Annotated in this window: 22 protein-coding genes and 1 other RNA gene; 12 read left to right on the forward strand and 11 right to left on the reverse strand. The window is 68.1% G+C overall.

Annotation, left to right across the window (positions count from 1 at the left end):
* Positions 1 to 4: 4 nt before the first annotated feature.
* From ACFFII_RS15990 to ACFFII_RS16005, 4 genes are all read left to right on the forward strand, one after another.
* Positions 5 to 883, forward strand: coding sequence for a F0F1 ATP synthase subunit gamma (locus tag ACFFII_RS15990; RefSeq protein WP_377699861.1), 879 nt, complete (start codon positions 5 to 7; stop codon positions 881 to 883).
* Positions 884 to 905: 22 nt separating this feature from the next.
* A complete protein-coding gene (gene atpD, locus ACFFII_RS15995; protein WP_377699862.1) occupies positions 906 to 2,375 on the forward strand; it encodes a F0F1 ATP synthase subunit beta in 1,470 nt (489 codons plus the stop codon).
* Positions 2,376 to 2,384: 9 nt separating this feature from the next.
* Positions 2,385 to 2,834 (forward strand): F0F1 ATP synthase subunit epsilon, encoded by a 450-nt coding sequence (locus ACFFII_RS16000; RefSeq protein WP_377699863.1) that lies wholly within the window; start codon positions 2,385 to 2,387, stop codon positions 2,832 to 2,834.
* Between the two features lie 118 nt (positions 2,835 to 2,952).
* Positions 2,953 to 3,303: an H-type lectin domain-containing protein gene (locus ACFFII_RS16005; protein WP_377699864.1), complete on the forward strand. Its 351-nt coding sequence runs from the start codon at positions 2,953 to 2,955 to the stop codon at positions 3,301 to 3,303.
* A 3-nt stretch (positions 3,304 to 3,306) separates the two neighbouring features.
* On the opposite strand, the gene ACFFII_RS16010 is transcribed toward ACFFII_RS16005, so the two are convergent.
* Positions 3,307 to 4,080 carry an alpha/beta fold hydrolase gene (locus ACFFII_RS16010; protein ID WP_377699865.1) on the reverse strand — a complete coding sequence of 258 codons (774 nt, stop codon included), beginning with the start codon at positions 4,078 to 4,080 and terminating at the stop codon, positions 3,307 to 3,309.
* The gene (locus ACFFII_RS16015) at positions 4,077 to 4,667 is read right to left on the reverse strand and encodes a 2-hydroxychromene-2-carboxylate isomerase (protein ID WP_377699866.1); all 591 of its coding nucleotides are present in this window, start codon (positions 4,665 to 4,667) and stop codon (positions 4,077 to 4,079) included. The genes ACFFII_RS16010 and ACFFII_RS16015 overlap by 4 nt, the downstream gene beginning before the upstream one ends.
* A 100-nt stretch (positions 4,668 to 4,767) precedes the next feature.
* Here ACFFII_RS16015 and ACFFII_RS16020 point away from each other — a divergent pair, with 100 nt between their 5' ends.
* A complete protein-coding gene (locus ACFFII_RS16020; protein WP_377699867.1) occupies positions 4,768 to 5,787 on the forward strand; it encodes a ribose-phosphate pyrophosphokinase in 1,020 nt (339 codons plus the stop codon).
* A gap of 57 nt (positions 5,788 to 5,844) precedes the next feature.
* Here ACFFII_RS16020 and purD read toward each other — a convergent pair whose 3' ends face one another.
* Positions 5,845 to 7,107 carry a phosphoribosylamine--glycine ligase gene (gene purD, locus ACFFII_RS16025; RefSeq protein WP_377699868.1) on the reverse strand — a complete coding sequence of 421 codons (1,263 nt, stop codon included), beginning with the start codon at positions 7,105 to 7,107 and terminating at the stop codon, positions 5,845 to 5,847.
* Positions 7,108 to 7,263: 156 nt separating this feature from the next.
* Here purD and xseA point away from each other — a divergent pair, with 156 nt between their 5' ends.
* The gene (xseA, locus tag ACFFII_RS16030; RefSeq protein WP_377699869.1) at positions 7,264 to 8,949 is read left to right on the forward strand and encodes an exodeoxyribonuclease VII large subunit; all 1,686 of its coding nucleotides are present in this window, start codon (positions 7,264 to 7,266) and stop codon (positions 8,947 to 8,949) included.
* Between the two features lie 5 nt (positions 8,950 to 8,954).
* On the opposite strand, the gene ACFFII_RS16035 is transcribed toward xseA, so the two are convergent.
* The 5 genes from ACFFII_RS16035 to acnA form a co-directional block, all read right to left on the reverse strand.
* Positions 8,955 to 10,181: an MFS transporter gene (locus ACFFII_RS16035; protein WP_377699870.1), complete on the reverse strand. Its 1,227-nt coding sequence runs from the start codon at positions 10,179 to 10,181 to the stop codon at positions 8,955 to 8,957.
* Positions 10,178 to 10,819 (reverse strand): bifunctional 4-hydroxy-2-oxoglutarate aldolase/2-dehydro-3-deoxy-phosphogluconate aldolase, encoded by a 642-nt coding sequence (eda, locus tag ACFFII_RS16040; RefSeq protein WP_377699871.1) that lies wholly within the window; start codon positions 10,817 to 10,819, stop codon positions 10,178 to 10,180. The genes ACFFII_RS16035 and eda overlap by 4 nt, the downstream gene beginning before the upstream one ends.
* An 81-nt stretch (positions 10,820 to 10,900) precedes the next feature.
* On the reverse strand, positions 10,901 to 11,560 hold the full coding sequence (locus ACFFII_RS16045) for a DUF1190 domain-containing protein (RefSeq protein WP_377699872.1): 660 nt from the start codon (positions 11,558 to 11,560) through the stop codon (positions 10,901 to 10,903).
* 4 nt (positions 11,561 to 11,564) lie between these two features.
* Complete coding sequence (locus tag ACFFII_RS16050) at positions 11,565 to 12,782, reverse strand: glutathionylspermidine synthase family protein (protein ID WP_377699873.1); 1,218 nt, start codon at positions 12,780 to 12,782, stop codon at positions 11,565 to 11,567.
* A 152-nt stretch (positions 12,783 to 12,934) separates the two neighbouring features.
* Positions 12,935 to 15,712: an aconitate hydratase AcnA gene (acnA, locus tag ACFFII_RS16055; RefSeq protein ID WP_377699874.1), complete on the reverse strand. Its 2,778-nt coding sequence runs from the start codon at positions 15,710 to 15,712 to the stop codon at positions 12,935 to 12,937.
* Positions 15,713 to 15,941: 229 nt separating this feature from the next.
* Here acnA and ACFFII_RS16060 point away from each other — a divergent pair, with 229 nt between their 5' ends.
* The 3 genes from ACFFII_RS16060 (at position 15,942) to rpmG (ending at position 17,609) form a co-directional block, all read left to right on the forward strand.
* Positions 15,942 to 16,892: a DUF1223 domain-containing protein gene (locus tag ACFFII_RS16060; RefSeq protein ID WP_377699875.1), complete on the forward strand. Its 951-nt coding sequence runs from the start codon at positions 15,942 to 15,944 to the stop codon at positions 16,890 to 16,892.
* A gap of 41 nt (positions 16,893 to 16,933) precedes the next feature.
* Positions 16,934 to 17,315, forward strand: an RNA gene (gene rnpB, locus ACFFII_RS16065) — RNase P RNA component class A.
* Positions 17,316 to 17,441: 126 nt separating this feature from the next.
* The gene (gene rpmG / locus ACFFII_RS16070) at positions 17,442 to 17,609 is read left to right on the forward strand and encodes a 50S ribosomal protein L33 (RefSeq protein ID WP_011750518.1); all 168 of its coding nucleotides are present in this window, start codon (positions 17,442 to 17,444) and stop codon (positions 17,607 to 17,609) included.
* A gap of 236 nt (positions 17,610 to 17,845) precedes the next feature.
* On the opposite strand, the gene ACFFII_RS16075 is transcribed toward rpmG, so the two are convergent.
* From ACFFII_RS16075 to ACFFII_RS16085, 3 genes are all read right to left on the reverse strand, one after another.
* Positions 17,846 to 18,448 carry an inner membrane-spanning protein YciB gene (locus ACFFII_RS16075; protein ID WP_377699876.1) on the reverse strand — a complete coding sequence of 201 codons (603 nt, stop codon included), beginning with the start codon at positions 18,446 to 18,448 and terminating at the stop codon, positions 17,846 to 17,848.
* 22 nt (positions 18,449 to 18,470) lie between these two features.
* Positions 18,471 to 20,867 (reverse strand): ATP-dependent helicase, encoded by a 2,397-nt coding sequence (locus ACFFII_RS16080; RefSeq protein ID WP_377699877.1) that lies wholly within the window; start codon positions 20,865 to 20,867, stop codon positions 18,471 to 18,473.
* Positions 20,868 to 20,942: 75 nt separating this feature from the next.
* Positions 20,943 to 21,974, reverse strand: a complete 1,032-nt coding sequence (locus ACFFII_RS16085; protein ID WP_377699878.1) for a TerC family protein — start codon at positions 21,972 to 21,974, stop codon at positions 20,943 to 20,945.
* A gap of 152 nt (positions 21,975 to 22,126) precedes the next feature.
* Here ACFFII_RS16085 and metZ point away from each other — a divergent pair, with 152 nt between their 5' ends.
* The 3 genes from metZ (at position 22,127) to ACFFII_RS16100 (ending at position 24,567) form a co-directional block, all read left to right on the forward strand.
* Positions 22,127 to 23,293 (forward strand): O-succinylhomoserine sulfhydrylase, encoded by a 1,167-nt coding sequence (gene metZ, locus ACFFII_RS16090; protein ID WP_377699879.1) that lies wholly within the window; start codon positions 22,127 to 22,129, stop codon positions 23,291 to 23,293.
* Positions 23,294 to 23,354: 61 nt separating this feature from the next.
* A complete protein-coding gene (gene folE2 / locus ACFFII_RS16095; RefSeq protein WP_377699880.1) occupies positions 23,355 to 24,317 on the forward strand; it encodes a GTP cyclohydrolase FolE2 in 963 nt (320 codons plus the stop codon).
* Between the two features lie 10 nt (positions 24,318 to 24,327).
* Positions 24,328 to 24,567 (forward strand): DUF1289 domain-containing protein, encoded by a 240-nt coding sequence (locus ACFFII_RS16100; protein WP_377699881.1) that lies wholly within the window; start codon positions 24,328 to 24,330, stop codon positions 24,565 to 24,567.
* The last annotated feature ends 6 nt before the right edge of the window (positions 24,568 to 24,573 follow it).

The following is a 24,573-nucleotide window of genomic DNA, read 5'->3' on the forward strand; positions in this document are numbered from 1 at the left end:
ACAGATGCCCAGCCTCAAGGCTCTCAAGAACCGGATCGGAAGCGTCAAGAACACGCGGAAGATCACCAAGGCGATGCAGATGGTCGCCGCCGCGAAACTGCGCCGGGCGCAGGACGCGGCGGAAGCCGCGCGTCCCTATGCCGAGCGCATGTCGGCCGTCATGGCCGGCCTGACCGCCGCGGCGGCCGGGTCTGAAGGCGCGCCGCGCCTTCTGGCCGGCACGGGTGAGGACCGGCGCCACCTGCTGGTGGTGCTGACGTCGGAACGTGGCCTTGCGGGCGGCTTCAACAGCTCGATCGTCAAGCTGGCGCGCCAGCATGCCGAGGAACTGCTGGGCCAGGGCAAGCAGGTCGCCATCCTGACCGTGGGCAAGAAGGCCCGCGAGCAGCTGCGCCGCGACATGGGCCAGTTCTTCGTGCATCACGTCGATCTGTCCGAGGTCAAGCGCATCGGCTACGAGAATGCCCGCGACATCGCGCGCGAAATCCTCGAACGCTTCGACAGCGGCGAGTTCGACGTGGCCACGCTGTTCTACAGCCGCTTCGAATCCGTCATCAGCCAGGTGCCCACCGCACGCCAGATCATCCCGGCCGTGGTCGAGGAAGGGCAGGCGGGCGAGGGTGCCTCGGCCCTTTACGACTACGAGCCCGGCGAGGAAGCAATCCTGTCCGAGCTGCTGCCGCGGTCCATCACCACGCAGGTCTTCGCGTCGCTGCTGGAAAACGCGGCCTCGGAACAGGGCGCGCGGATGACCGCCATGGACAACGCGACGCGCAACGCCGGCGAGATGATCGACAGGCTGACGACGCAGTTCAACCGCTCGCGTCAGGCGGCGATCACCACCGAACTCATCGAAATCATCGCGGGCGCCGAAGCGCTCTGACGGGAAACAAAGAGGTAAGAAGATGGCAGAGGCTGAAGCCCGCAACATCCTGGCCGACGAACCGTCGCGCGCCGGCGCCAAGGGCAAGATCACCCAGGTCATCGGCCCGGTCGTGGACGTCCAGTTCGACGATCACCTGCCGGCGATCCTGAACGCGCTGGAAACCGAGAACAACGGCCGCAAGCTGGTCCTGGAAGTCGCCCAGCACCTGGGCGAGAACACCGTCCGCACCATCGCCATGGACGCGACCGAGGGCCTGGTCCGCGGCGCCGCCGTGACCGACACCGGGGGGCCGATCTCGGTTCCCGTGGGCGAGGCCACCTTGGGCCGCATCCTGAACGTCGTGGGCGAGCCCGTGGACGAACGCGGCCCGGTTCAGGCGACCGAGACCCGCGCGATCCACCAGCCCGCACCGGACTTCGCCGCGCAGGCGACGAGCTCGGAAATCCTTGTCACCGGCATCAAGGTCATCGACCTGCTGGCCCCCTATTCCAAGGGCGGCAAGATCGGCCTGTTCGGCGGCGCCGGCGTGGGCAAGACCGTTCTGATCATGGAACTGATCAACAACATCGCCAAGGTGCACTCGGGCTACTCCGTGTTCGCAGGCGTGGGCGAGCGGACCCGCGAAGGCAACGACCTTTACCACGAGATGGTGGAATCGGGCGTCATCAAGCCGGACAACCTGGCCGAGTCGCAGGTGGCACTGGTCTATGGCCAGATGAACGAGCCTCCGGGGGCGCGGATGCGCGTGGCCCTGACCGGCCTGACCGTGGCGGAACAGTTCCGCGACGCGACCGGCACGGACGTTCTGTTCTTCGTGGACAACATCTTCCGCTTCACGCAGGCAGGTTCCGAAGTGTCGGCGCTTCTGGGCCGCATCCCGTCCGCCGTGGGTTACCAGCCGACGCTGGCGACCGACATGGGCGCGATGCAGGAACGCATCACCTCGACCAAGAAGGGCTCGATCACCTCGATCCAGGCCGTCTACGTTCCGGCCGACGACCTCACCGACCCGGCGCCCGCAACGACCTTCGCCCACCTCGACGCCACGACCGTTCTGTCGCGCGCGATCTCGGAACTGGGGATCTACCCGGCCGTGGACCCGCTCGACTCGAACAGCCGGATCCTCGACCCGGCCGTTGTCGGCGAAGAGCACTACCAGGTCGCCCGCGACGTCCAGGGCATCCTGCAGAAGTACAAGTCGCTGCAGGACATCATCGCCATCCTCGGGATGGACGAACTGTCGGAAGAGGACAAGCTGACGGTGGCCCGCGCCCGGAAGATCCAGCGCTTCCTGTCGCAGCCCTTCGACGTGGCCAAGGTCTTCACCGGCTCGGACGGCGTGCAGGTCCCGCTGGAAGACACGATCCGCTCGTTCAAGGCGGTCGTGGCCGGCGAATACGACCACCTGCCGGAAGCGGCCTTCTACATGGTCGGCGGCATCGAGGACGTGAAAGCCAAGGCGCAGCGCCTCGCCGCTGACGCGGCGTAAGGGGGCGACATGGCCGACACGATGCAGTTCGACCTCGTCTCGCCGGAACGCAGGCTCGTCTCGGTCCCGGTGCGCGAGGTTCGCCTGCCGGGCACGGATGGCGACCTGACGGCGATGCCGGGTCACGCCGCGACGATCGTCACGCTTCGGCCGGGGATCGTCACGGTGGTGGACGCGCAGGGCACGGCGAGCGAGTTCGCCGTGACCGGCGGCTTTGCCGAGATCAACGGCGAGTCGGTCAGCCTGCTGGCCGAGCGGGGCCACGCCCGCGCCGAGATCACGCAGGACGTCTACAACGAGATGATGCGCGACGCGCAGCGTGCGCATCGTGGCGTCGAGGCGCGGCGCGAGTCGGTCGGGGACGAGGTGGTTGCCGCCTCGGCCAAGATGCTGGGCGACATGCATGCGCTGGGAACCCATATCGGGCTTGACCCCAACCAGTCGACCGTTCCGGAATAGCTCCGGCCTGGTCAGACCGACAAAAAGTTAGGCACCTCGCCCGTTCCGTCGGGCGGGGTGTTGCTGTTTAAGTCCCGTGGATGCGGCGGGCCGAGAAACACCTGCCCAAGGGGGACGGATGCTGCGCTTCAGCCATACTGCCGTCGGCGTGCAACAGGGCCGCGCCTTCCTGTTCTCGGCTTTCGAGGACAACGGGCCGATGTGGACCGGCACGGGTCCGAGGGTCGAGCGGGTCCCGGTCAGCTTCGCCACGCCCTTTCGTGGCCCGCCGGTGGTTCATGTGGGTCTGTCGATGTGGGACATCTCGGTCGCGGCAAACCAGCGCGTGGACATCGCCGCCGAGGACGTGACCGCCAGCGGCTTCACGCTGGTCTTCCGCACCTGGGCTGACACGCGGGTTGCGCGGGTCCGCGCAGACTGGCTGGCCATCGGCCCGGCCGACCACGTGGACGACTTCGCCGTCGATTGAACCTCAACTGCGGTCGAGGTGCCCGGCCACCAGTTCCGTCACCTCGGTGGGATGCGTCACAGGGACCATGTGCCCCGCGCCCGGCACCGTTGCCCTGCGCGCATTTGGCAGGCGCGCGGCCAGCGCGTCGAGGATCTCGCCCATGACGGCGGGCGAATCCGCCCCTGCGATCAGCAGCGTCGGGGCGGTCACACCTTCGAGTTGCCCGCGCCGCAGGATGCCGTGGGCATCGGCGCTGAGCGCGGCGTCCGTTTCCAGCACGAGGGGCATCAGTTCCACCGCCGCCTGCTGCAGACTGCGCGGCAGCGCCTCGAACCCGCCGGGTGCCCCCCAGACGTCCAGGAACAGCCGCGCGGCCTCCTCCATCTTTCCGGCCGCGGCGAGGGCGGAAAGCGCGCTGTCCAGCGCACGGCCCGAGCGGGAGGCGGCGAACAGCACCGGCTCGATCAGCGTCACCGAGCGGACCCGCTGCGGCGCAGCCACTGCCAGCCGCAGGGCGACCGTGCCCCCGAGCGAATGGCCGATCAGGTCCACGGGCCCCGTGCCCAGCAGCCCTTCCGCGATGCGGGTGACGGTCGTGTGGTAGTCCTCACCACCGGCAGGACGCCACGCCTCGCTGCGCCCGTGCGAGGGCAGGTCGAAGGCGGTCAGGTCCACCTTGCCGCCAAGCCGCCGCGCCATGGGATCGAAGGCACGGCCGCTGCCCATCATGCAATGGATCGCCAGCGCGGGGCGCGCGGGATCGCTCGGCCAGTGCCGGACGTGAACCGCGCTCACAGCGTGGCCAGGTGCCGGTCAAGGAAGTCCAGCCGGTCCTGGCCCCAGAACCGCTGGTCCGAGTCAAGGACGTGATAGAAGGGAACGCCGAAGACCCCGGCTTCGACCGCGCGCTCGAGGTTGCGGGCATAGGTTTCGGCGCCCACGAACAGCCCACGGTCGGCAAGGCCCGGATCGAAGCCCGCCTGCGACAGCGCCGCGCGGATCACCTCGTCCTCGGCGATGTCGCGCCCCTCGGCAAAGCGCGCGGACAGGATCGCCCGCACCAGCCCGGCCACGTCGCCCCCTGCCTCCTGCGCGGCGATGATCGCATAGGCCGCCGGGGCGGGGTTCGTCATCGGGACGTCGATCCGGATCGGCAGGTCCAGGTGCTCGGACCAACGGGTCAGCTCCTGCCGGCGATAGTCCATGCGCGAGGGGTGGCGGTTCTGCGGGCGCGTGCCCCCGGTGCGGTCGAAAAGCTGCATGGCGTCGATGGGGCGGTAGGTGACGCTTGCCCCGTGGCGCGCGGCGATCCGCTCCAGCCGGTCGCCCGCAAGGTAGGCCCAAGGGCTGATCGTGCTGAGGTAATAGTCGATCTGCGCCACGTTCCGGTCCTCCTGCGGTTTACCCGGACGCTATCGCGGTGCTAATCGGGCCGCAATCCGGCGAATCCCGGCCGGGCGACCCTAGCGACCAAGGACTCCCATGCCTGCAATGACCGAACCCAAGCTGATCGCGGGTAACGCGAATCGCCCGCTGGCCACCGGAATCGCACGGCGGATGTCGATGCACCGCGGCATGAACGTGGACCTGGTGAACGCGCGGGTCGAGCGGTTCAACGACCAGGAGATCTTCGTCGAGGTGTATGAAAACGTCCGTGGCGAGGACATGTACATCATCCAGTCGACGTCGAACCCGGCCAACGACAACCTGATGGAGCTGCTGATCATGGCCGACGCGCTGCGGCGCAGTTCGGCCAACCGGATCACGGCGGTGATCCCCTACTTCGGCTATGCCCGCCAGGACCGCCGCGCCAAGGCCCGCACGCCGATCAGCGCCAAGCTGGTGGCGAACCTGCTGACCGAGGCCGGGGTGGACCGCGTCCTGACGCTGGATCTGCACGCGACCCAGATCCAGGGGTTCTTCGACATCCCCGTGGACAACCTTTACGCCGCGCCGATCTTCTCGCTGGACATCATGCACCACTTCAAGGGCCGCATGGACGACCTGATGATCGTCTCGCCCGACGTGGGCGGCGTGGCGCGCGCGCGCGAGATCGCGGCCCGGATCGACGCGCCCCTGGCGATCGTGGACAAACGGCGCGAAAAGGCGGGCGAGATCGCCGAGATGACGGTGATCGGTGATGTTTCGGGCAAGACCTGCATCATCGTGGACGACATCTGCGACACGGCGGGGACGCTGGTGAAGGCCGCGCAACTGCTGGCCGACCACGGCGCGACCGAGGTCCATGCCTATATCACCCACGGCGTCCTGTCCGGCCCGGCGGTTGGCCGCATCGAGAACTCGGTCATGAAGTCGCTGGTCGTCACCGACTCGATCGCCCAGCCCGAGGCGGTGAAGAACGCCCGCAACATCCGTATCGTGCCGACTGCGCCGCTGTTTGCGCAGGCGATCATGTCCACCTGGAACGGAACCTCGGTGTCCTCGCTGTTCGAGCTGGAAACGCTGCAGCCGATCTATGAAGGAATGTACGCCGCAGTCTGAGCGGCGCATCCTCTGACCCGAAAGAAGGGGCGCGTGACGATCACGCGCCCCTTGTCGTTACAGCGCCCGCCAGCCGATGTCGCGGCGGAAGAAGCCCTCGGGCCAGTCGACCGGCTCGGCCAGCGCATAGGCGCGGTCGCGCGCCTCGGCCAGCGTGGCCCCCCGGCCGGTCGCGTTCAGCACCCGTCCGCCCGCCGAGACCAGCCGCCCCTCGCGTTCCGCCGTGCCCGCATGGAAGATCATGGCGGACGAGCTTTCGGCCAGGTCTTCCGGCAGCCGGATCGCCGTCCCCTTGGCATAATCACCGGGATAGCCCTGCGCGGCCAGCACGACGGTCAGCGCGTGATCGTCGGCCCAACTCACGCTGACGCTGTCCAGCCGCGACTCGGCGCAAGCCTGGATCAGGTCCAGTGCCTGCGCGCCCAGCCGCATCATCAGCACCTGGCATTCCGGATCGCCGAAGCGGACGTTGTATTCCACCAGCCGCGCCCGTCCGTCCCTGATCATCAGTCCGGCATATAGAACGCCTTGGAAAGGCATCCCGCGCCGCGCCATCTCATCGACGGTGGGCTGGATGATCTCGGCCATGACGCGGGCCTGCAGGTCCCCGGTCAGGATGGGCGCGGGGGAATAGGCGCCCATGCCGCCGGTGTTCGGGCCGCTGTCGCCCTCGCCCACGCGCTTGTGGTCCTGCGCGGTGCCGATGGGCAGGCAGGTCGTGCCGTCCACGAGGACGAAGAAGCTCGCCTCCTCGCCTTCCATGTATTCCTCGATGACCACCTCGGCACCCGCTGCACCGAAGGCGCCGCCAAAGGCCGCATCAACGGCTTCCAGCGCCTCGGCCTCGGTCATGGCGACGGTGACGCCCTTGCCGGCGGCCAGCCCGTCGGCCTTGACGACAATGGGCGCACCTTTGCTGCGGATGTAGTCACGCGCGGGCTCGGCCTCGTCGAAGCGGGCCCAGGCGGCGGTCGGCGCCCCGCAGGCGTCGCAGATCTCCTTGGTGAAGGCCTTGGACGCTTCCAGCCGCGCCGCCGCCTGCGACGGCCCGAAGGCCGCGATCCCCGCCGCGCGCAGCGCATCCGCCACGCCCGCGGCCAGGGGCGCCTCGGGGCCGATCACCACAAGGTCGATGGCGTGCTCCTCGCAGAAGGCGACCACCGCCGCCCCATCCTCGATCGCCAGTTCGGCGCAGCGCGCAATGGCGGCGATGCCCGCATTCCCCGGCGCCACGATCAGCCGGTCGCACTTGGGGTTCTGCCGGATGGCCCAGGCCAGCGCATGTTCGCGTCCGCCGCCGCCGAGGATCAGGATGTTCATGCGCAAGACCTCCATTCTTGCGCGTGCTTGTGGCCGAAAGCCCCGCGCCGGACAAGGCGCGGTCTGGGCTTCTTCTTCGTGCAAGTATCCTTGGGTGCGGGGCAGCGCCCCGGTCCGGCGCTTGCCCCCGCGGCCCGGCCGGTCCATCTATCCCCCATGGACCTTTTCGAAGACGACGCGCCCGGCGCCGAGGCCGGCAGCAACGCCCCGCCCCTCACCGTTTCGGAGATCTCGGGCGCCGTGAAGCGCGTGATCGAGGGCGAATTCGGCCGTGTCCGCGTGAGGGGCGAGGTCGGGCGCGTGTCGCGGCCCGGTTCAGGGCATCTCTACTTCGACCTCAAGGACGACAACGCCTGCATGGCGGCCGTCTGCTGGAAGATGCAGGCCGCCCGACTGGCGCACCGCCCCGAAGAGGGGATGGAGATCATCGTCACCGGACGCCTGACCACCTTCGCCAACCAGTCCAAGTACCAGTTGATCGTCGAGCAGGTGGAACCCGCGGGCCTGGGCGCGCTGATGGCGATGCTGGAACAGCGGCGGAAGGCGCTGGCGGCCGAGGGGCTGTTCGACGCCGCTCGAAAGCAGCCCATCCCCTATCTGCCTGGCGTGATCGCGGTCGTGACCTCGCCCACGGGCGCGGTGATCCGCGACATCCTGCACCGGCTGCGCGACCGCTTTCCCAGTCGCGTGCTGATCTGGCCGGTGGCCGTGCAGGGCACTGCCTGCGCGCCGCAGGTGGCCGACGCGATCACCCGGCTGAACGCGGTACGGCCCGGCGGACCGGTGCCGCGTCCCGATCTTATCATCGTGGCGCGTGGCGGCGGCTCGGTCGAGGACCTGTGGGGCTTCAACGACGAGGCGGTGGTGCGCGCCGTCGCGGCCGGGACGATTCCGCTGATCTCGGCCGTGGGGCATGAAACCGACACGACGCTGATCGACCACGCCGCCGACCTGCGCGCGCCCACGCCGACGGCGGCGGCCGAGATGGCGGTGCCGGTGCTGGCCGACCTGTCCGCCCGGCTGTCGGAACTGCAGGCGCGGCTGCTGCGCGGCACGCGCGCTCGGCTGGACCGTTCCACCCAGCGGCTGGGCGATCTGGGACGCGGATTGGGCCGCCCGCAGGCCCTGACCGATCCGGCGCGGCAGCGGCTGGACCTGACCGCCCCCCGGCTGGAGCCCGTGCTGCGCGCTTTCACCCGCGACCGCCGCCGCAGCATCGAGGCGCTGCACCTGCCGCTGTTCGCCCTGCGCGGCTTCATGGCCGACCGCCGCGCGGGCGTGGAACGGGCAGGGCGTGCATTGGAGCAGGAGCGCCTTCGGGATCAGCAGCGCAGGCGATCGGCGCTGCCCGTGGTTCGTGCGGGTGCGGTGCGGATGTTGCAGGCGCAGGCAGCGCGGCGGCTGGAGGACATGCAGCCTCGGTTGGACAGCGCGGGCAAGCGCGCAACCACCAAGGTGGCGGAGCGTCTTTCTGCCCTGACCACGCGGCTGGACCGTGCACAGGCGAAGATCCGGCGCGAGCAGACCGAGGGGCGGTTGCGGGCGCAGGAGGCCGCGCGCCGCCTCGCCGCCCTTGCTCCCCGGCTGACGGCCGAGCGGCGGGGCCAACTGGAAGCCCTCGACCGCCTGCGCCAGACCTTGGGTCATACCGAGACCCTGCGCCGCGGCTTTGCCATCGTGCGCGGCCCTGACGGGCTGGTCACCTCGGCTGCGGCCGCGGGCAGGACAGCCGCGCTGGAACTCGAGTTCCATGACGGGCGGGTGAAGGTGCATCCCGAAGGCAATGTTCCCAGCCCGCGACGCGGCGCGAGGAAGCCGCCCGAGCAGGGCTCGCTGTTCTAAGCGCCTCAGCGCGTCTCACGCGGGCGCAGGGCCATCCAGATCAGCGTGGCCCCCGCCAGCGTCAGGAAGGGCAGCATCATCAGGTTGACCGCCGACCAGCCCTGCTGCGCGGTCCCGCCCGCGCAGCCCATCAGCGCGCCCGAGGACAGCGAGGCGAGGAACACGCCGCCGAAGACGATGGCGTCGTTGATGCCCTGCACACGGCCGCGTTCTTCCGGCGTGTGCTGCGCGGTCAGCATCGCGGTCGAGCCGATGAAGCCGAAGTTCCAGCCTAGGCCCAGCAGGATCAGCGCGAGGTAGAAATGGTCAAGCTCGACGCCGCTCAGGGCGACTGCGCCGGCCCCGGCAAGGATGACCAGACCGACTGTCACGATCCGCTCGGCCCCGAAGCGGGCGATCAGGTGGCCGGTGAAGAACGCGGGCCCGAACATGGCGATCATGTGCGCCTGCGTGACGCCGGACGCATCCGCGACGGCAAAGCCGCAGCCGACCATCGCCAGCGGCGTCGAAGTCATCACCAGGTTCATCAACGCGTAAGAAACCGTGCCGCAGATCATGGCAACGACGATGCCGGGGCTGCGAAGGATCTGCGAGAGGCTGCGCCCTCCGCCCGCGCCGCCGTGCGACTGCGGCAGGACTGGGATGCGCAGCATGGCATAGATGAAGGGCCCCAGCAGGTTCAGCCCGATGATGGCGCCAAATGTCATGGCGAAGGGGATCGCGCTTGCCTCGGCTGTCATGGTGGCGAGCTTCGGGCCGATCAGCGCCGAGACGAGGCCACCGGCCTGCACGAAGCTGATCATCTTGGGCTGCAGCGCCTCGGGTGCCGTATCGGCGGCGGCGAAGCGATAGAACCCCTGCGCCGACATCTGCGCCCCGATCAGCGTGCAGCCCAGGGTGAACAGCGCGAAGCTGCCGCGTTCCAGCCCCGCGAAGGCAATGCCCGCGCCAAGGGCCGCGACCAGCGAGGCGACGGTGAAGCCCGCGCGGCGCCCGTGCCGCGCCATGAAGCCGGACAGGAACCGCGCCGACAGGGCCGAGCCCAGCATGACCATCGACACCGGCAGGGTGGCAAAGCAGGGGTTCGGCGCGATCATCGTCCCCGCAAGCCCGGCAGTGATGAAGACCATCGACAGCTGCGCGCCCAGGATCGCCTGGGCCAGCACCAGAACGCCGACGTTCGCCCAGGCCAGGCGGCGGCTGTCGGGGGTGTCGGTGGCAAGGACGCTCATGGACGAAGGCCCGCCGCCTGCCGCGCCAGCGCCTGGATCCCTGCCCAGTCGCCCGCGCGCATCATGTCCGCAGGCGAGATCCAGCTGCCGCCGACGCAAAGGACGTTGGACAGCGCAAGGTAGTCGGGCGCGTTCGTGGCCGAGACGCCGCCCGTCGGGCAGAAGCGGATGCCCGGCAGCGGGCCTGCCAGCGCCTTGAGATAGGCAGGACCGCCTGCAGGTCCGGCAGGGAAGAACTTGAGCGTGTCAAAGCCCGCCTCGACCGCCTGCATCGCCTCGGAAGCCGTGGCGGCCCCCGGCAGCAGCGGCAGCGCGCATTCCTCGCAGGCGCCGACCAGCGTGTCGGTCAGGCCGGGAGAGACCGCGAAACGCGCCCCCGCCGTCCTGGCCCGGTGGGCGTCCTGCGTCGTAATGACCGTCCCGGCGCCCACGACTGCGCCCTCGACCTGCGCCATTGCGGCAATGGCCTCCAGCGCGGCAGGGGTGCGCAGCGTGACTTCAAGCACGGGCAGGCCGCCTGCGACGAGGCTGCGGGCCAGCGGCTCGGCCCAGGCGGCGTCCTCGATCACGATCACCGGGATGACCGGCGCCATGGCGCAGATCTCGCGGATGCGGGCGGACTGGCTTTCGGGCGTCATGGAGAAACCTTTCGGAAATCCTGCGCGACCCTGCGCCGGGCGCGCGTCCGACGCAAGGGCGGCGTCCGCCCGCCCCCGATCTCAGCCGCCGAAGCCCCGCGCCCCGCCCGTCGGGGTGCGCGCCGTCGCGCCCGCGCCGAAGCCGCCGCGCTGGGCGACCTGCGCCCGGCTCATGGGCTGCTGGCCCATGGTGGTCGGGGCGCGGTTGAAGGTGGTGGCGGGCACGCGGCCCGAGCCCGAGTTGCTGGCAAAGGTCTGGTTGCCCGAGGGCGTCGAGTAGCCGGTCGGCGTCCGCACCATCGGCTGGCTGAAGACCCCGCCGCCACGCGACAGCATCGATCCCATCATGTAGCCCACCAGCAGCGGCATGAAGCTGAAGCCCCCGCCACCCTGCTGCTGCGCCGTTGCAGGGTCGCCCGCCGCCGGATCGGCCCCGCAGGCGCCTGCGCCATGCTGTTCCTCGCAGAGCTCGCGCGATTCATAGCGGGGCGCGGTTTCCAGATGCGTCTGCTCGGCGGCGGCAAACTGGGTGCGGCAGTCTTCCTCGGTGAACCACAGCCCGTCTTCCTGGGCGGCGGCGATGCAGCTGTTCAGGTCGGGGAAGGCCTGCGCGTCCACGGCGTCATCCTCGCAGGCGGCCAGCGTCAGGACGGCGGCACCAGCCAGCAGCAGGGCCACGTGGCGCGACCGCTTTCGGCGCAGCGCGGAGGTTTCCTCGGGGCGGTCAGCAAGATCGGTCATGGCCTTACCCTTCGATGAAATGCGGCTTGAAGCGCGACAGGTTGTGGGTGATCCGCGCGCGGTCCTCGCGGACGCCCAGGCCCACGCAGTCCTCGCCCACGATCCAGGCGCCGAGGACGGGATGGAAGCCGTCGAAGTCGGGCAGCGGCGCCAGCGCCTGCACCACATGGGGGTGATGCGAATAGCTGTCGTCCGGCGCGCGATCGGTCTCGCGGCCGCCTTCGTGGATCACGACGCCCGCGCCCTCGCGCGAGAAGATGGGCTTGGTGACATGGCCACCGGCCAGCAGCGGCTCGGCCGCGGCGATGGCGGCGGCATGGGGGGTCTGCTCGCCCCGGCGCGCGGCCTCGATGTCCGCCTGGAAGAACGCCGGCAAGAGGTTCGGATGGTTGGGGAAGAGATGCCACAGCAGGGGCAGAAGCCCCTTGTTCGAGACGACGGCCTTCCATGGCGGTTCGATGAAGCGCGCGCCCGAAGGCTGGAGGTTCGGCGCAAAGTCGTCGCGCAGCATGTCCTCCCACGGATACAGCTTGAACAGCGTGCCGATCACCCGGTCCTGATCGTCCGCAAGCTGCCCCTTGTCCGTGATGCCGATGCCCGACAGGGGCGTGAAATGCGCGCCCAACCCCCCTTCGCGCGCGGCCCAGGCCAGCGCCTCGACGGTCGCATAATCCTCGGGGTTCTGCTTGTCCGCGGCGAAATGGACGTGCTCGCCCGGCGCGCAGATGGCGGCCCAGCGTTCGGCCAGCGCCTCGTGGATGCGGTTGAACTGGTCGGTGTTCGGACCAAGAACACCCGCGTCGCGGCTTTCCTCGAACCACAGCCACTGAAAGGACGCGGATTCATACAGCGAGGTCGGCGTGTCCGCGTTGTATTCCAGCAGCTTCGCCGGGCGCTTGCCGTCATAGGCCAGGTCGAAGCGGCCATAAAGCTCGGGCTCGCCGCGCGCCCAGCTGCGCTCGACGAAATCCCAGTAGGGGCGGGGGATCTCCAGCCGGGTCAGCCATTCCTCGGAGGTGACGGCATGGGCCACGGCCTGGCGACACATGGCGTGCAGCTCGGCCCCTGGCGCCTCGATGTCATCCTCGATCTGGGCAAGCGTGAAGCGATAGGCCGAGGTCTCGTCCCAGTAGGGCTCTCCTCCCATGTCGGCGAAGGTGAACCCCAGCTCGGTCGCGCGGTCGCGCCAGCCGGGCCGCTCGGGAAGGGAAAGCTTCTGCATCGTCACGTCGTTCCGCTGGTCATGGTTCCGATGTGGCAAGCGCGGGTGGGGGATGCAAGGCGGCTTCCCTGACCATCAACCCCAAGTCCCGGCACCGCCATGAAAAAACCCCGGCCGCAAAGGCCGGGGTTTGTGTCGGAGACCGCGCGCTCTTACGACCGGGCGAGGTTGCGCAGCACGTAATGCAGCACGCCGCCGTTCTTGAGGTATTCGATCTCGACCTCGGTATCGACCCGCGCCTTCAGCTGCACGGTCTTCTCGGTGCCGTCCGCGTAACGGATCGTGGCGGGCACCAGCGACAGCGGCTTGAACTCGCCCGCCAGCCCGTGGATCGAGATCACCTCGTCGCCGGTCAGGCCCAGCGACTTGCGGTTGTCGCCGCCAGTGAACTCGAAGGGGATCACGCCCATGCCGACGAGGTTCGAACGGTGGATGCGCTCGAAGCTTTCCGCGATCACGGCCTTGACGCCCAGCAGGTTGGTGCCCTTGGCCGCCCAGTCGCGCGACGAGCCCGCGCCGTATTCGACGCCGCCCACCACGATCAGCGGCACGCCCCGGTCCTTCCACGCCATCGCGGCGTCATAGATCGAGGTCTGCTGCCCGTCCGGCCCCTTGGTGTAGCCGCCTTCGACCCCGTCCAGCATCTCGTTCTTGATGCGGATGTTGGCGAAGGTGCCGCGCATCATGACTTCGTGGTTGCCGCGGCGCGAGCCGTAGCTGTTGAAGTCCGCGGGCGCGACCTGCCGGTCGCACAGATACTTGCCGGCCGGCGAGGTCGGCTTGAACGAGCCGGCGGGGCTGATGTGGTCGGTTGTGATCATGTCGCCCAGGACAGCCAGCACCCGCGCGCCCTCGATGTCCGAGATCACGCCCGGTTCCTGCGACATGCCCTGGAAGTAGGGCGGGTTCTGGATGTAGGTCGAGGTCGGCGGCCAGTCATAGGTCTCGCTGTCCGTGGTCTCGACCGCCTGCCAGCGCTCGTCGCCCTTGAAGACGTCGGCATATTTGGTCTGGAACATCTCGCGCGTGACGATCCGGTCCACGAGGTCCGAAATCTCCTGCGACGAGGGCCAGAGGTCCTTGAGGTAGACGTCGCGCCCGTCCGCCGTCCGGGCCAGCGGCTCGCGCGTGATGTCGATGTTCATGTCGCCGGCGATCGCATAGGCCACGACCAGCGGGGGCGAGGCCAGGTAGTTGGCGCGCACGTCGGGGCTGATCCGGCCCTCGAAGTTGCGGTTGCCCGACAGAACCGAGACGGCGACCAGGTCGTTCTCGTTGATGGCCTTCGAGATCGCGGGCTCCAGAGGGCCCGAGTTGCCGATGCAGGTGGTGCAGCCGAAGCCGACCAGGTTGAAGCCCAGCGCGTCCAGGTGCTCCTGCAGGCCGGCGGCCTCAAGGTACTCGGCCACGACCTGCGACCCGGGCGCGAGCGAGGTCTTGACCCAGGGCTTGCGCGACAGGCCCAGTTCGTTGGCCTTCTTGGCGACAAGCCCTGCCGCCATCAGCACATAAGGGTTCGAGGTGTTGGTGCAGGAGGTGATCGCCGCGATCACGACCGAGCCGTCATGCAGCATGTAATCCTTGCCCTCGACCTTGCCATGCGCGATGGCGCCGTCCCCGGTGGTGCCGGGAATCTCGGCCGGGGCAGGGGCGCCCCCCTCGGCCATCATCTTGACCTTCTGGGCAGCCGTCGCGGTGGGCGCGGGCGGCAGGCTAGCGATGTAGTCCTTGAAGGTCTGGGCGGCGGCATCCAGCGCGACGTGGTCCTGCGGGCGCTTGGGACCCGAGATCGCGGGCACCACGTCGCCCAGGTCGAGATGCAGCGTCGAGGTGAAGACCGGCTCGAAGCCCGGCTCGCGCCACATGCCGTTGGCGCGGGCATAGGCCTCGACCAGCGCGATGCGGTGCTCGTCCCGGCCGGTCTGGCGCAGGTAACGCAGGGTCTCGTCGTCGATCGGGAAGAAGCCGCAGGTGGCGCCGTATTCGGGGGCCATGTTGGCGATGGTCGCGCGGTCGGCCAGCGGCATGTTGTCCAGGCCTTCGCCGTAGAACTCGACGAACTTGCCGACGACCTTGTGGTCGCGCAGCATCTTGACGACCTTGAGAACGAGGTCGGTCGCGGTCACGCCCTCGCGCAGCGCGCCGGTGATCTTGAAGCCCACGACCTCGGGGATCAGCATCGAGATCGGCTGGCCCAGCATCGCGGCCTCGGCCTCGATCCCGCCGACGCCCCAGCCCAGCACGGCCAGACCGTTGACCATGGTGGTGTGGCTGTCCGTGCCGACCAGCGTGTCGGGATAGGCCACGGTCGCGCCGCCCTGGTCCGTGTCGGTCCAGACGGTCTGCGCCAGATACTCCAGATTCACCTGGTGGCAGATGCCGGTCCCCGGAGGCACCACGCGGAAGTTGTTGAACGCGCCCTGGCCCCATTTCAGGAACTGGTAGCGTTCCATGTTCCGTTCGTATTCCAGGTCCACGTTGCGCTGGAAGGCGCGGGGGTTGCCGAACTCGTCCACCATGACCGAGTGGTCGATGACCAGATCGACCGGGTTCAGCGGGTTGATCTTCTGCGCGTCGCCGCCCAGCGCCTTGATCCCGTCGCGCATCGCGGCGAGGTCAACGACCGCCGGAACGCCGGTGAAGTCCTGCATCAGCACGCGCGCCGGGCGATAGGCGATCTCGCGGTCGGACTTGCCGCCGTTCTGCGCCCAGGCCGCAAAGGCCTTGATGTCGTCCACGCTGACGGTGAAGCCACCGTCCTCGAAGCGCAGCAGGTTCTCCAGCACGACCTTCAGCGAGGCTGGCAGCCGCGAGAAATCGCCCAGGCCCGCCTCTGCGGCCGCGGGGATCGAGTAATAGGCCACGGTCTGGTCGCCGACGACCAGCTCGCGGCGGGTTCGGGCGGTATCGGTTCCGGTGACGATCGTCATGGCTTTGCTTCCTCAAGGGCTCAGGTGGCACGCAATGCCCGGATTGCCCCGACTCATCCCGCGGCGCAAGCGCAAGGATGCATCGAGACTCGCCCGGCATTTCTTTGTATGCCGTGGTATACATATCGGGTGTGCATTTCAAGGGCGAGTGCACGGATCACGGGCGCAGACAAATGCTAACGAAGCATTGATTTGGCCTAGGGTGCGCGGCTGGCCTAAGCGGAAGGCGATGACAGACACTTCGATCCTTTGCTTTCGCCCGGTGGGGCTTGCAGCGGCAATCGGCGTCGTGCTGGCCGTCCTGGCCGCGCCCTCGGGGGCGCAGGACATGGCGCCGGGGCAGGGAGTCGGGGCCGCCATTACCGCCGAGGCCGGCGTTGCGGTCATCGAGGCGCCCGAGGGCGCCGCGACCGAGCTGCCCGAAGGCGCTTTCTCGCTTGCGCCGGAACGCCAGACATTCGCCGCCCCTGAGGACAAAGCCATGGGACGTGGCCGCCGGGGGCCGATCGGCAGCCCGCCGGTGGTGGTCGAGCTTTTCACCTCGCAGGGCTGTTCGTCCTGCCCGCCGGCGGATGCGCTGATCGGGGCGATGTCGGACGAGCCGGGCGTGCTGACGCTCAGCTGGCACGTGGACTATTGGGATTACCTCGGCTGGGCCGATGTCTTCGCCCGGCCCGAGCATACCGCCCGGCAGGAGGCCTATGCCGATGCCGCGGGCGAGCGGGGCGTTTATACGCCGCAGATCATCATCGACGGGCAGGACACGCTGCTCAGCCTGCATCGCGCGGCGCTGATGGCGATGATCGACGAGCACGCGGCGCGGCCGCCCGCGATCATGGTGACGGCGGCGGCCGACGGCGAGGTCCATGTCATCGACCTCACGCCCCGGGTGGCGGTTCCCGGCGGGGTCGAGATCGCGCTGGTGCGCTATCTTCCCCACCGCTCGGTGCAGGTGAAGGCCGGCGAGAACAGGGGCCGAACCATCGATTATCGCAACATCGTGGTGGACAGCGAGTTGCTGGCCCGCTGGCCCGCGCGCGAGCCGCTGCGCCTGACCGTGCGGCCGGGGAACGACCCGGACGAGGCCTATCCCGCCGACACGCTGCACGCGATCCTGGTCCAGCAGGCGCTGGCAGGGGGCGAGCCGGGGCCGATCCTCGCGGCGGTGCGGCTGGACTGACGCTTGACCGCAGGGCGGCCTCCGCCTATCTGCGCACTCGCGCGGATGGCCGGATGACCGCGGGCGGCTTCGGCCGTTCGAGGAAAGTCCGGGCTCCATGCAGGCATGGTGCCGGGTAACGCCCGGCGGGGGCAACCCCAGGGAAAGCGCCACAGAGAACAGACCGCCTCCGCTTGCGGGGGCAAGGGTGAAACGGTGGGGCAAGAGCCCACCGCGGGACGGGCAACCGGACCGGCACGGCAAGCCCCACCAGGAGCAATGCCGAATAGGGATCGCGCGCGGGGGCAACCCCGCAGGGCTGCCTGCGCCCCAGCAGATCCGGGTTGGCAGCTAGAGCCCGTCGGCAACGGCGGGGCCAGAGGAATGGTCATCCACGGGCCGCAAGGCCCCGGACAGAACCCGGCTTACAGGCCATCCGCGCATGATTTCCAAGGAGTTTCGCGCAGATTCGGGTTGACTTGGGCCACGCTCGCCTTAAAAGGCGGGCTTCACAGATTACACGGGGTTATCGGACTGGCCACTGGCCGCCCCGAAGCAGGAGCAGGACCAATGGCGAAGCCGACGACGATCAAGATCCGTCTGAACTCGACGGCGGGCACCGGGCACTTCTATGTCACCAAGAAGAACGCCCGGACCATGACCGAGAAGATGACGGTCAACAAGTACGACCCGGTCGTGCGCAAGCACGTCGAGTACAAGGAAGGCAAGATCAAGTAAGATCTGCCTGTTCGCAAGGAAAGGAACCGCGCTTGGTGTGACCATAGCGCGGTTTTTTGTTGTTTTCGGAATGGGGACTTTGCCCCCGGCGCTTCGCGCCTCCCCCAGGATATTTCAGGACAGAAGATGATCGGCGGCCGTGCCGAGTGTGGGAAGGCGGCGGCGCGCCATGCAGGGTGGTTCCGACCTGCCAGGCGGGCTGTTGCGCATGGCAGGTCGCAGGACGACTGCGTCACTTAGCGTGACGAATCGCTGTTGTCCTGCGGCTGCAGGGCGTGGCGACCGAAGAGCGGAGCGTTCGCCACGAAGAACAGCATCGTCAGCACGATCAGCCCGACGGTTTTGAAGACGACCCAGGTGGTGTCGGACTGGGTGCGCCAGATGACCTCGTTCAACGCGGCGAGGCCGAGGCAGAACCAGATGATGCGGCGGGTCAGGATGCGCCAGCCCTCGGGCGACAGTGGAATCGCCTCGCCCAGCGCGCGGCCCAGCCAGTTGCGGCCCAGCGCCGCGCCGATGGCCAGCAGCGCGGCGAAGGTCAGGTAGATCAGCGTGGGCTTCATCTTGATGAAGCGCGGGTCGTTCAGCCAGACGGTCAGGCCGCCGAAGACGACGACCACCACCAGCGTGACCAGCTGCATCACCGACAACTCTCCCGTCCGCTTCCACAGCACGGCGTTGGCAGCGATCGTCAGCGGCACGAAGACCAGCGTGGCGAGGATCAGACCGGGATAGGTCTGGCCCCACAGCGTTACCGTCTGGTCGCGATACAGCAGGAACACCGCCAGGAAGACGATCAGCGGCCCGTAGTCGAGCGCGGCCTTGAGCTTGGGGGACATGGGCTGCCTTTTCGTTTCGGTCTCAGAAGGGCACGTTGTCCGACGCCGCATCCGATGCGGGCTGGACGTAAGCCGCCTTTATGGTCTTGAAGCCCGCCGGGAACTCGACCGTTAAGGTGTCCTCGGCGATGCCCATGACGCTGCCGGTGCCGAACTTCTGGTGAAAGACCCGATCGCCCACGGCAAAGCGCGCGGCGGGTTCGGCGTCGATCACGATGGGCGGGCGGTGCGAGGGAGCGGAGCGCACAGCTGCACGTTCCTGCATCCGCTTCCAACCGGGCGAGTTGTAGACATCGGCGCGGCTGGCGCGGTCGTGCATCGCGGATTGCGCGAAGGGCTGGCCCATGACCTGCGCTGCGGCCCCGAAGCCGCCGCCGTAAAGGCCGGGGGGCGTCAGCACCTCGACATGCTCCTCGGGCAGCTCGTCGATGAAGCGCGAGGGCAGGGACGACTGCCATTGCCCGTACATCCGACGGTTGCCGGCAAAGGTGATCGTCGCCAGTTCCTCGGCGCGGGTCAGGCCGACATAGGCGAGGCGCCGTTCCTCCTCGAGCCCCTTCAGGCCGGATTCGTCCATGCTGCGCTGGCTGGGGAAAAGGCCGTCCTCCCATCCTGGCAGGAAGACGATGGGGTATTCCAGCCCCTTGGCGGCGTGGAGGGTCATGATCGAGACCTCCTCGGCCTGCTCGCTTTCGGATGCGTCCATCACCAGCGCGACATGTTCCAGGAAGCCTTGGAGGTTGTCGAACTCCTCCAGCGCCTTGACGAGTTCCTTGAGGTTGTCGAGCCGCCCCGGCGCGTCGGGCGAGCGGTCGTTCTGCCACATCGCCGTGTAGCCGGATTCGTCGAGGATCCGCTCGGCCAGTTCGACATGGTTCACGGTGGAATCCAGCGCGTCGGCGTGCCAGCGGCCCATGAACTGCGTGAACTGCCGCAGGTTGGTCGCGCCCTTGCCCGTCAGCGCGCCCGAGGCGACCACGGCGGCGGCCCCTTCCAGCAGCGACAGGCCCTCGGCCCGCGCCTCGCGCTGGATCGTCTGGATCGCCTTGTCGCCAAGGCCGCGCTTGGGGGTGTTCACGATCCGCTCGAAGGCGAGGTCGTCGGTGGGGCTGACGGCCAGCCGGAAATAGGCCATTGCGTCGCGGATTTCCTGCCGCTCGTAGAAGCGGGGACCGCCGATCACGCGATAAGGCAGGCCGATGGTCATGAAGCGGTCCTCGAAGGCCCGCATCTGGTGCGAGGCGCGCACGAGGATGGCGATGTCGTTGAGGCTGCGCCGGCCAACGGAGTGGCGGTGGCCGCCGTGGAAGGCCTCGATCTCCTCGCCGATCCAGCGGGCCTCGGCCTCGCTGTCCCAATGGCCGATCAGGCGGACCTTCTCGCCCTTGGTGTGCTCGGTCCACAGCGTCTTGCCCAGACGCCCCTTGTTCGCCGCAATCAGTCCCGAGGCGGCGGCGAGGATATGCGGGGTGGAACGGTAGTTCTGTTCCAGCCGGATGACCTGCGCGCCGGGGAAGTCTGCCTCGAACCGCAGGATGTTGCCGACCTCGGCCCCGCGCCAGCCGTAGATCGACTGGTCGTCGTCTCCCACGCAGCAGATGTTGCGGTGCCCCTGCGCCAGAAGCCGCAGCCACAGGTACTGCGCGACGTTGGTGTCCTGATATTCGTCCACGAGGATATAGCGGAAGCGGTCCTGCCACTGCGCCAGCACATCCGGGTGCGCCTGGAAGATCATCACGCAATGCAGCAAGAGGTCGCCGAAATCGACGGCGTTCAGTTCCAAGAGCCGCCGCTGGTACTGGGCGTAGAGCTTCGCGCCCTTGCTGTCATAGGCGTGCGATTCGCCTTCCGGCACGCGCGAGGGCGAAAGCGCCCGGTTCTTCCAGTCATCGATCAGCCCGGCCAGCATCCGCGCGGGCCAGCGCTTGTCGTCGATGTTCTCGGCCGCGATCAACTGCTTCAGCAGGCGGATCTGGTCGTCGGTGTCCAGAATGGTGAAGCTGGACTTCAGGTGCACCTGCCCGTCGCCCACAAGCTCCGCATGGCGGCGCAGGATCTTGACGCTGATCGAGTGGAAGGTGCCCAGCCAGGGCATCCCCTCGACTGTCTCGCCCATAAGGCGGGCCACCCGCTCCTTCATCTCGCGCGCGGCCTTGTTGGTGAATGTCACGGCAAGGATGCGGCCGGGGGTGGCGCGGCCCTGCGTCAGCAGATGCGCGATCCGGGTGGTCAGGGCGCGGGTCTTGCCGGTGCCCGCACCTGCCAGCAGCAGGACGGGACCGTCAAGCGTTTCCACCGCCAGCCGCTGCGCCGGGTTCAGCCCGTCCAGGTAGGGCGCGGCGCGGCCCGTCATCGCCCGCTGGGAAAGGGAGGGGCGGGCGGCGGCCTCGAAGGCGTCGTGATCGTCGAACTGGCTCATGGGCTGCAACATAGAGAACGCGGGCCTTTCTGCAAAGCCCGCGTTCCCATTCCGTTCACGTTTGCGGCGATTCGATCAGCGCGACTGTCCGACGGCCTTCTCGGCCAGACGCTCGGCGGCCTCGTCCTTCTTCAGCGCCGCATCGTGCCCGGGCGCGGTCTTGACCAGCGAAACGATCACGCCCGCGGCCAGGATCAGGAAAGTCACGGTCAGCGAGATCGACGGCGGCACCTTCTCGATCCCGATCGCCTCGGCCACCAGCACCTTGCCGCCGATGAAGATCAGCAGGGCGGCCAGCGCGGGCTTGAGATAGGCGAAACGGTGCAGGATCGCGGCCAGCGCGAAATACAGCGCCCGCAGGCCCAGGATGGCGAAGATGTTCGAGGTATAGACCAGGTAGGGGTCGGTCGTGATGGCGAAGATCGCAGGCACCGAGTCGACGGCAAAGACGAGGTCGGCGAACTCGATCACGATCAGCGCCAGGAACAGCGGCGTGACGAACAGCTGCAGCTTGCCGCCACGGCCGGGCTGGCGGACGAAGAAGCGGTTGCCCACAAAGCCGTCGGTCACGCGGAGATGGCGCTGCATCCAGGCAAGGACGCGGTTCTGCGAAAGGTCGGACTCGTCCTCGTGCCCCGAGCGCAGCATCTTGATGCCGGTGAAGACCAGGAAGACCGCGAAGACCAGCAGCACCCATTCATAGCGCTGCACCAGCGCCGCGCCGAAGCCGATCATGATGGCCCGCAGGACGATCACGCCCAAGATGCCCCAGAACAGCACCCGGTGCTGCAGGTGGCGGGGGACGGCGAAGAAGCCGAAGATGGTGGCGATCACGAAGACGTTGTCCATCGCCAGCGACTTTTCCACCACGAAGCCGGTCCAGTATTCCAGGGCCGCCTGCTCGCCCAGCTGGGCCCAGACGAAGCCGCCGAAGGCAAGGCCGATGCCGATGTAGAAGGCAGAAAGAAGCAGGGACTTGCGCACGCCGATCTCGCGCTGGCCCCTGTTCAGGACGCCGAGGTCCAGCACCAGAAGCACCAGCACGAGGGCCAGGAAGATGGCCCACAACCAGACGGGTTTGCCAAGAAAGAGGGAGGTCAGCTCCATGTCGTCTCCTGCAGATATGTTGCGTGATGCGACCGACATCACGATCTGCAGAGATCGCCAGAGGGGCCCGGTCAGGCATTCAACCTAGGGCAGGCGTCGGAGCCGTCAAGGGGACGATTGCGCTTTTTCGGCCATGGGAGTATCGGCCCCGCATGGCCGACCGCAAGCTTCATCCCCGCACCCGTTCCGTCCATCACGGCATCCGCCGCAGCCAGTATGGCGAGATGGCCGAGGCCCTGTTCCTGACCCAGGGCTTTGCCTACGACACCGCCGAGCAGGCCGAGGCGCGGTTCCAGAAGGTGGGTCAGGACGAGTTCATCTATGCCCGCTACGGCAACCCGACCAGCCGGATGTTCGAGGACCGCATGGCCTCGCTGGAGGGGACCGAGGACGCATTCGCCACCGCCTCGGGCATGGCCGCCGTCAACGGTGCGCTGATGAGCATGGTGGCGCCGGGCGACCGGGTGGTTTCTTCGCGTCAGTTGTTCGGTTCTTGCCTTTATGTGTTGGATGTGCTGAAGAAATTCGGCGTGGACGTGGTGCTGGTGGACGGCACCGACCTCGATCAGTGGCGCGCGGCCGTGACGCCGGAGACGAAGGCCTGCTTCTTCGAGACGGTCTCGAATCCCGCGTTGCAGGTCATGGACATCACGGGCATCGCCGAAATCGCCCATGCGGCGGGCGCGCTGGTCGTGGCCGACAACGTCTTCGCCACCCCCGTCTTTTCCCGCGCCGTCGAGCAGGGCGCCGACGTGATCGTTTACTCCACGACCAAGCACGTCGATGGCGGCGGCCGGGCGCTGGGCGGCGTGATCTGCGGCACCCGCGACTTCGTACGCGGCGTAGCCGAGCCCTATCTCAAGCACACGGGCGGGGCGATCAGCCCCTTCAACGCCTGGATCATGCTGAACGGCCTGACCACCATGGATCTGCGCGTGCGGGCCATGGCCGACAGCGCGCTGGCCGTGGCGCGGGCGCTGGAAGGCGCAGGGCTGCCGGTGATCTATCCGGGCCTGCCCTCGCATCCCCAGCATGAGTTGGCGATCCGGCAGATGGGATCGGGCGGCACGATGGTCGCCTTTGACCTCGGCTCGCAGGACGCCGCCTTTGCCATGCTGAACCGGCTGGAACTGGTGTCGATCTCGAACAACCTGGGCGACGCCAAGTCCATCGCGACCCATCCGGCGACAACCACCCACCAGCGGCTGAGCGAGTCCGACCGCGCCACTCTGGGTATCGGACCGGGCCTGATCCGCCTGTCCGTGGGGCTTGAGCACGAGGACGACCTGATCGCCGATCTTCTGGGGGCCGTGGGCTAAGCCTCTGGCCTTTCTGGGCCGGTTCCCCATATTCGGGCCAACCCTTGCCCTGGACGCGCCCATGACCCGCAACAAGCCGTTCGTTCCCGTTTATCCCGCCCTCAGCCGGAGTTATCCGGCCGACTTCAAGGTGGACGAGCAGTATCGCGCCAGCCTGCCCGACCTGCAGAACGGCCCGGCCAGCCTGATCGTGGGGGCCCGCAAGGTCATCCAGCACGTCGGCATTTCCAACTTCCGACTGCCGATCCGCTATCGCCGCAAGGACGGGGGCGAGATCGTGCTGGAAACCAGCGTCACCGGCAGCGTCAGCCTGGATGCCGACCGCAAGGGCATCAACATGAGCCGCATCATGCGATCCTTCTACGCCCATGCGGAAAAGCAGTTCTCGCTGGGCGTGCTGGCGGCGGCGGTCAGCGACTACAAGGACCACCTCGACTCTTTCGATGCCCGGCTGCAAATGCGGCTGTCCTATCCGATGCGGGTGGACTCGCTGCGCTCGGGCCTCAGCGGCTGGCAGTATTACGACATCGCGATGGAGCTGATCGACCAGGGCGGGCAGCGCCTGAAGGTCATGCATTTCGACTATGTCTATTCCTCGACCTGCCCCTGTTCGCTGGAACTGTCCGAACATGCCCGCGAATCGCGCAGCCAGCTGGCGACCCCCCATTCGCAGCGGTCCATCGCCCGCATCTCGGCGGTGATGGAGGGCGAGGAGAAGCTGTGGTTCGAGGACATGGTGGCGCTCTGCCGCCGCGCCGTCGCGACCGAGACGCAGGTGATGGTCAAGCGCGAGGACGAGCAGGCCTTTGCCGAGCTTAATGCCGCGAACCCGATCTTCGTCGAGGATGCCGTCCGAGCCTTTGCCCATGAGCTTGAACTGGAACCCCGCGTCGGGGACTTCCGCGTGATCGCCAGCCATCAGGAATCGCTGCATTCCCACGATGCCGTCAGCCTGTTGACCGAAGGTCCGACCTTCGCGCAGGTCAGCCTCGATCCCATGACCTTCGCGGGGCTGCGGGCCTGAGGCAGCCCCGGTGGGCAAGGTTCTGTCGCCCTGCATCAGCGTCTGCAAGTTCCGGCGCGAGGGGCACTGCATCGGCTGCTCGATGACGCGCGACCAGAAATCGCTGTTCAGGAAGCTCAAGAAGGCCCGGCACAAGCGGGCCTTCATCGCCATGCTGATGAGCCAGCAGGCCGTGATGGGGCGCTATGTCCATTGGCAGGCAGAGTATCGGCGCCGCTGCGAAAAGCGGGGCGCCGATACGCCGTTCTGAAGCGGC

This window comes from Paracoccus niistensis, assembly GCF_042432925.1.
Classification (GTDB): Bacteria; Pseudomonadota; Alphaproteobacteria; order Rhodobacterales; family Rhodobacteraceae; genus Paracoccus; species Paracoccus niistensis.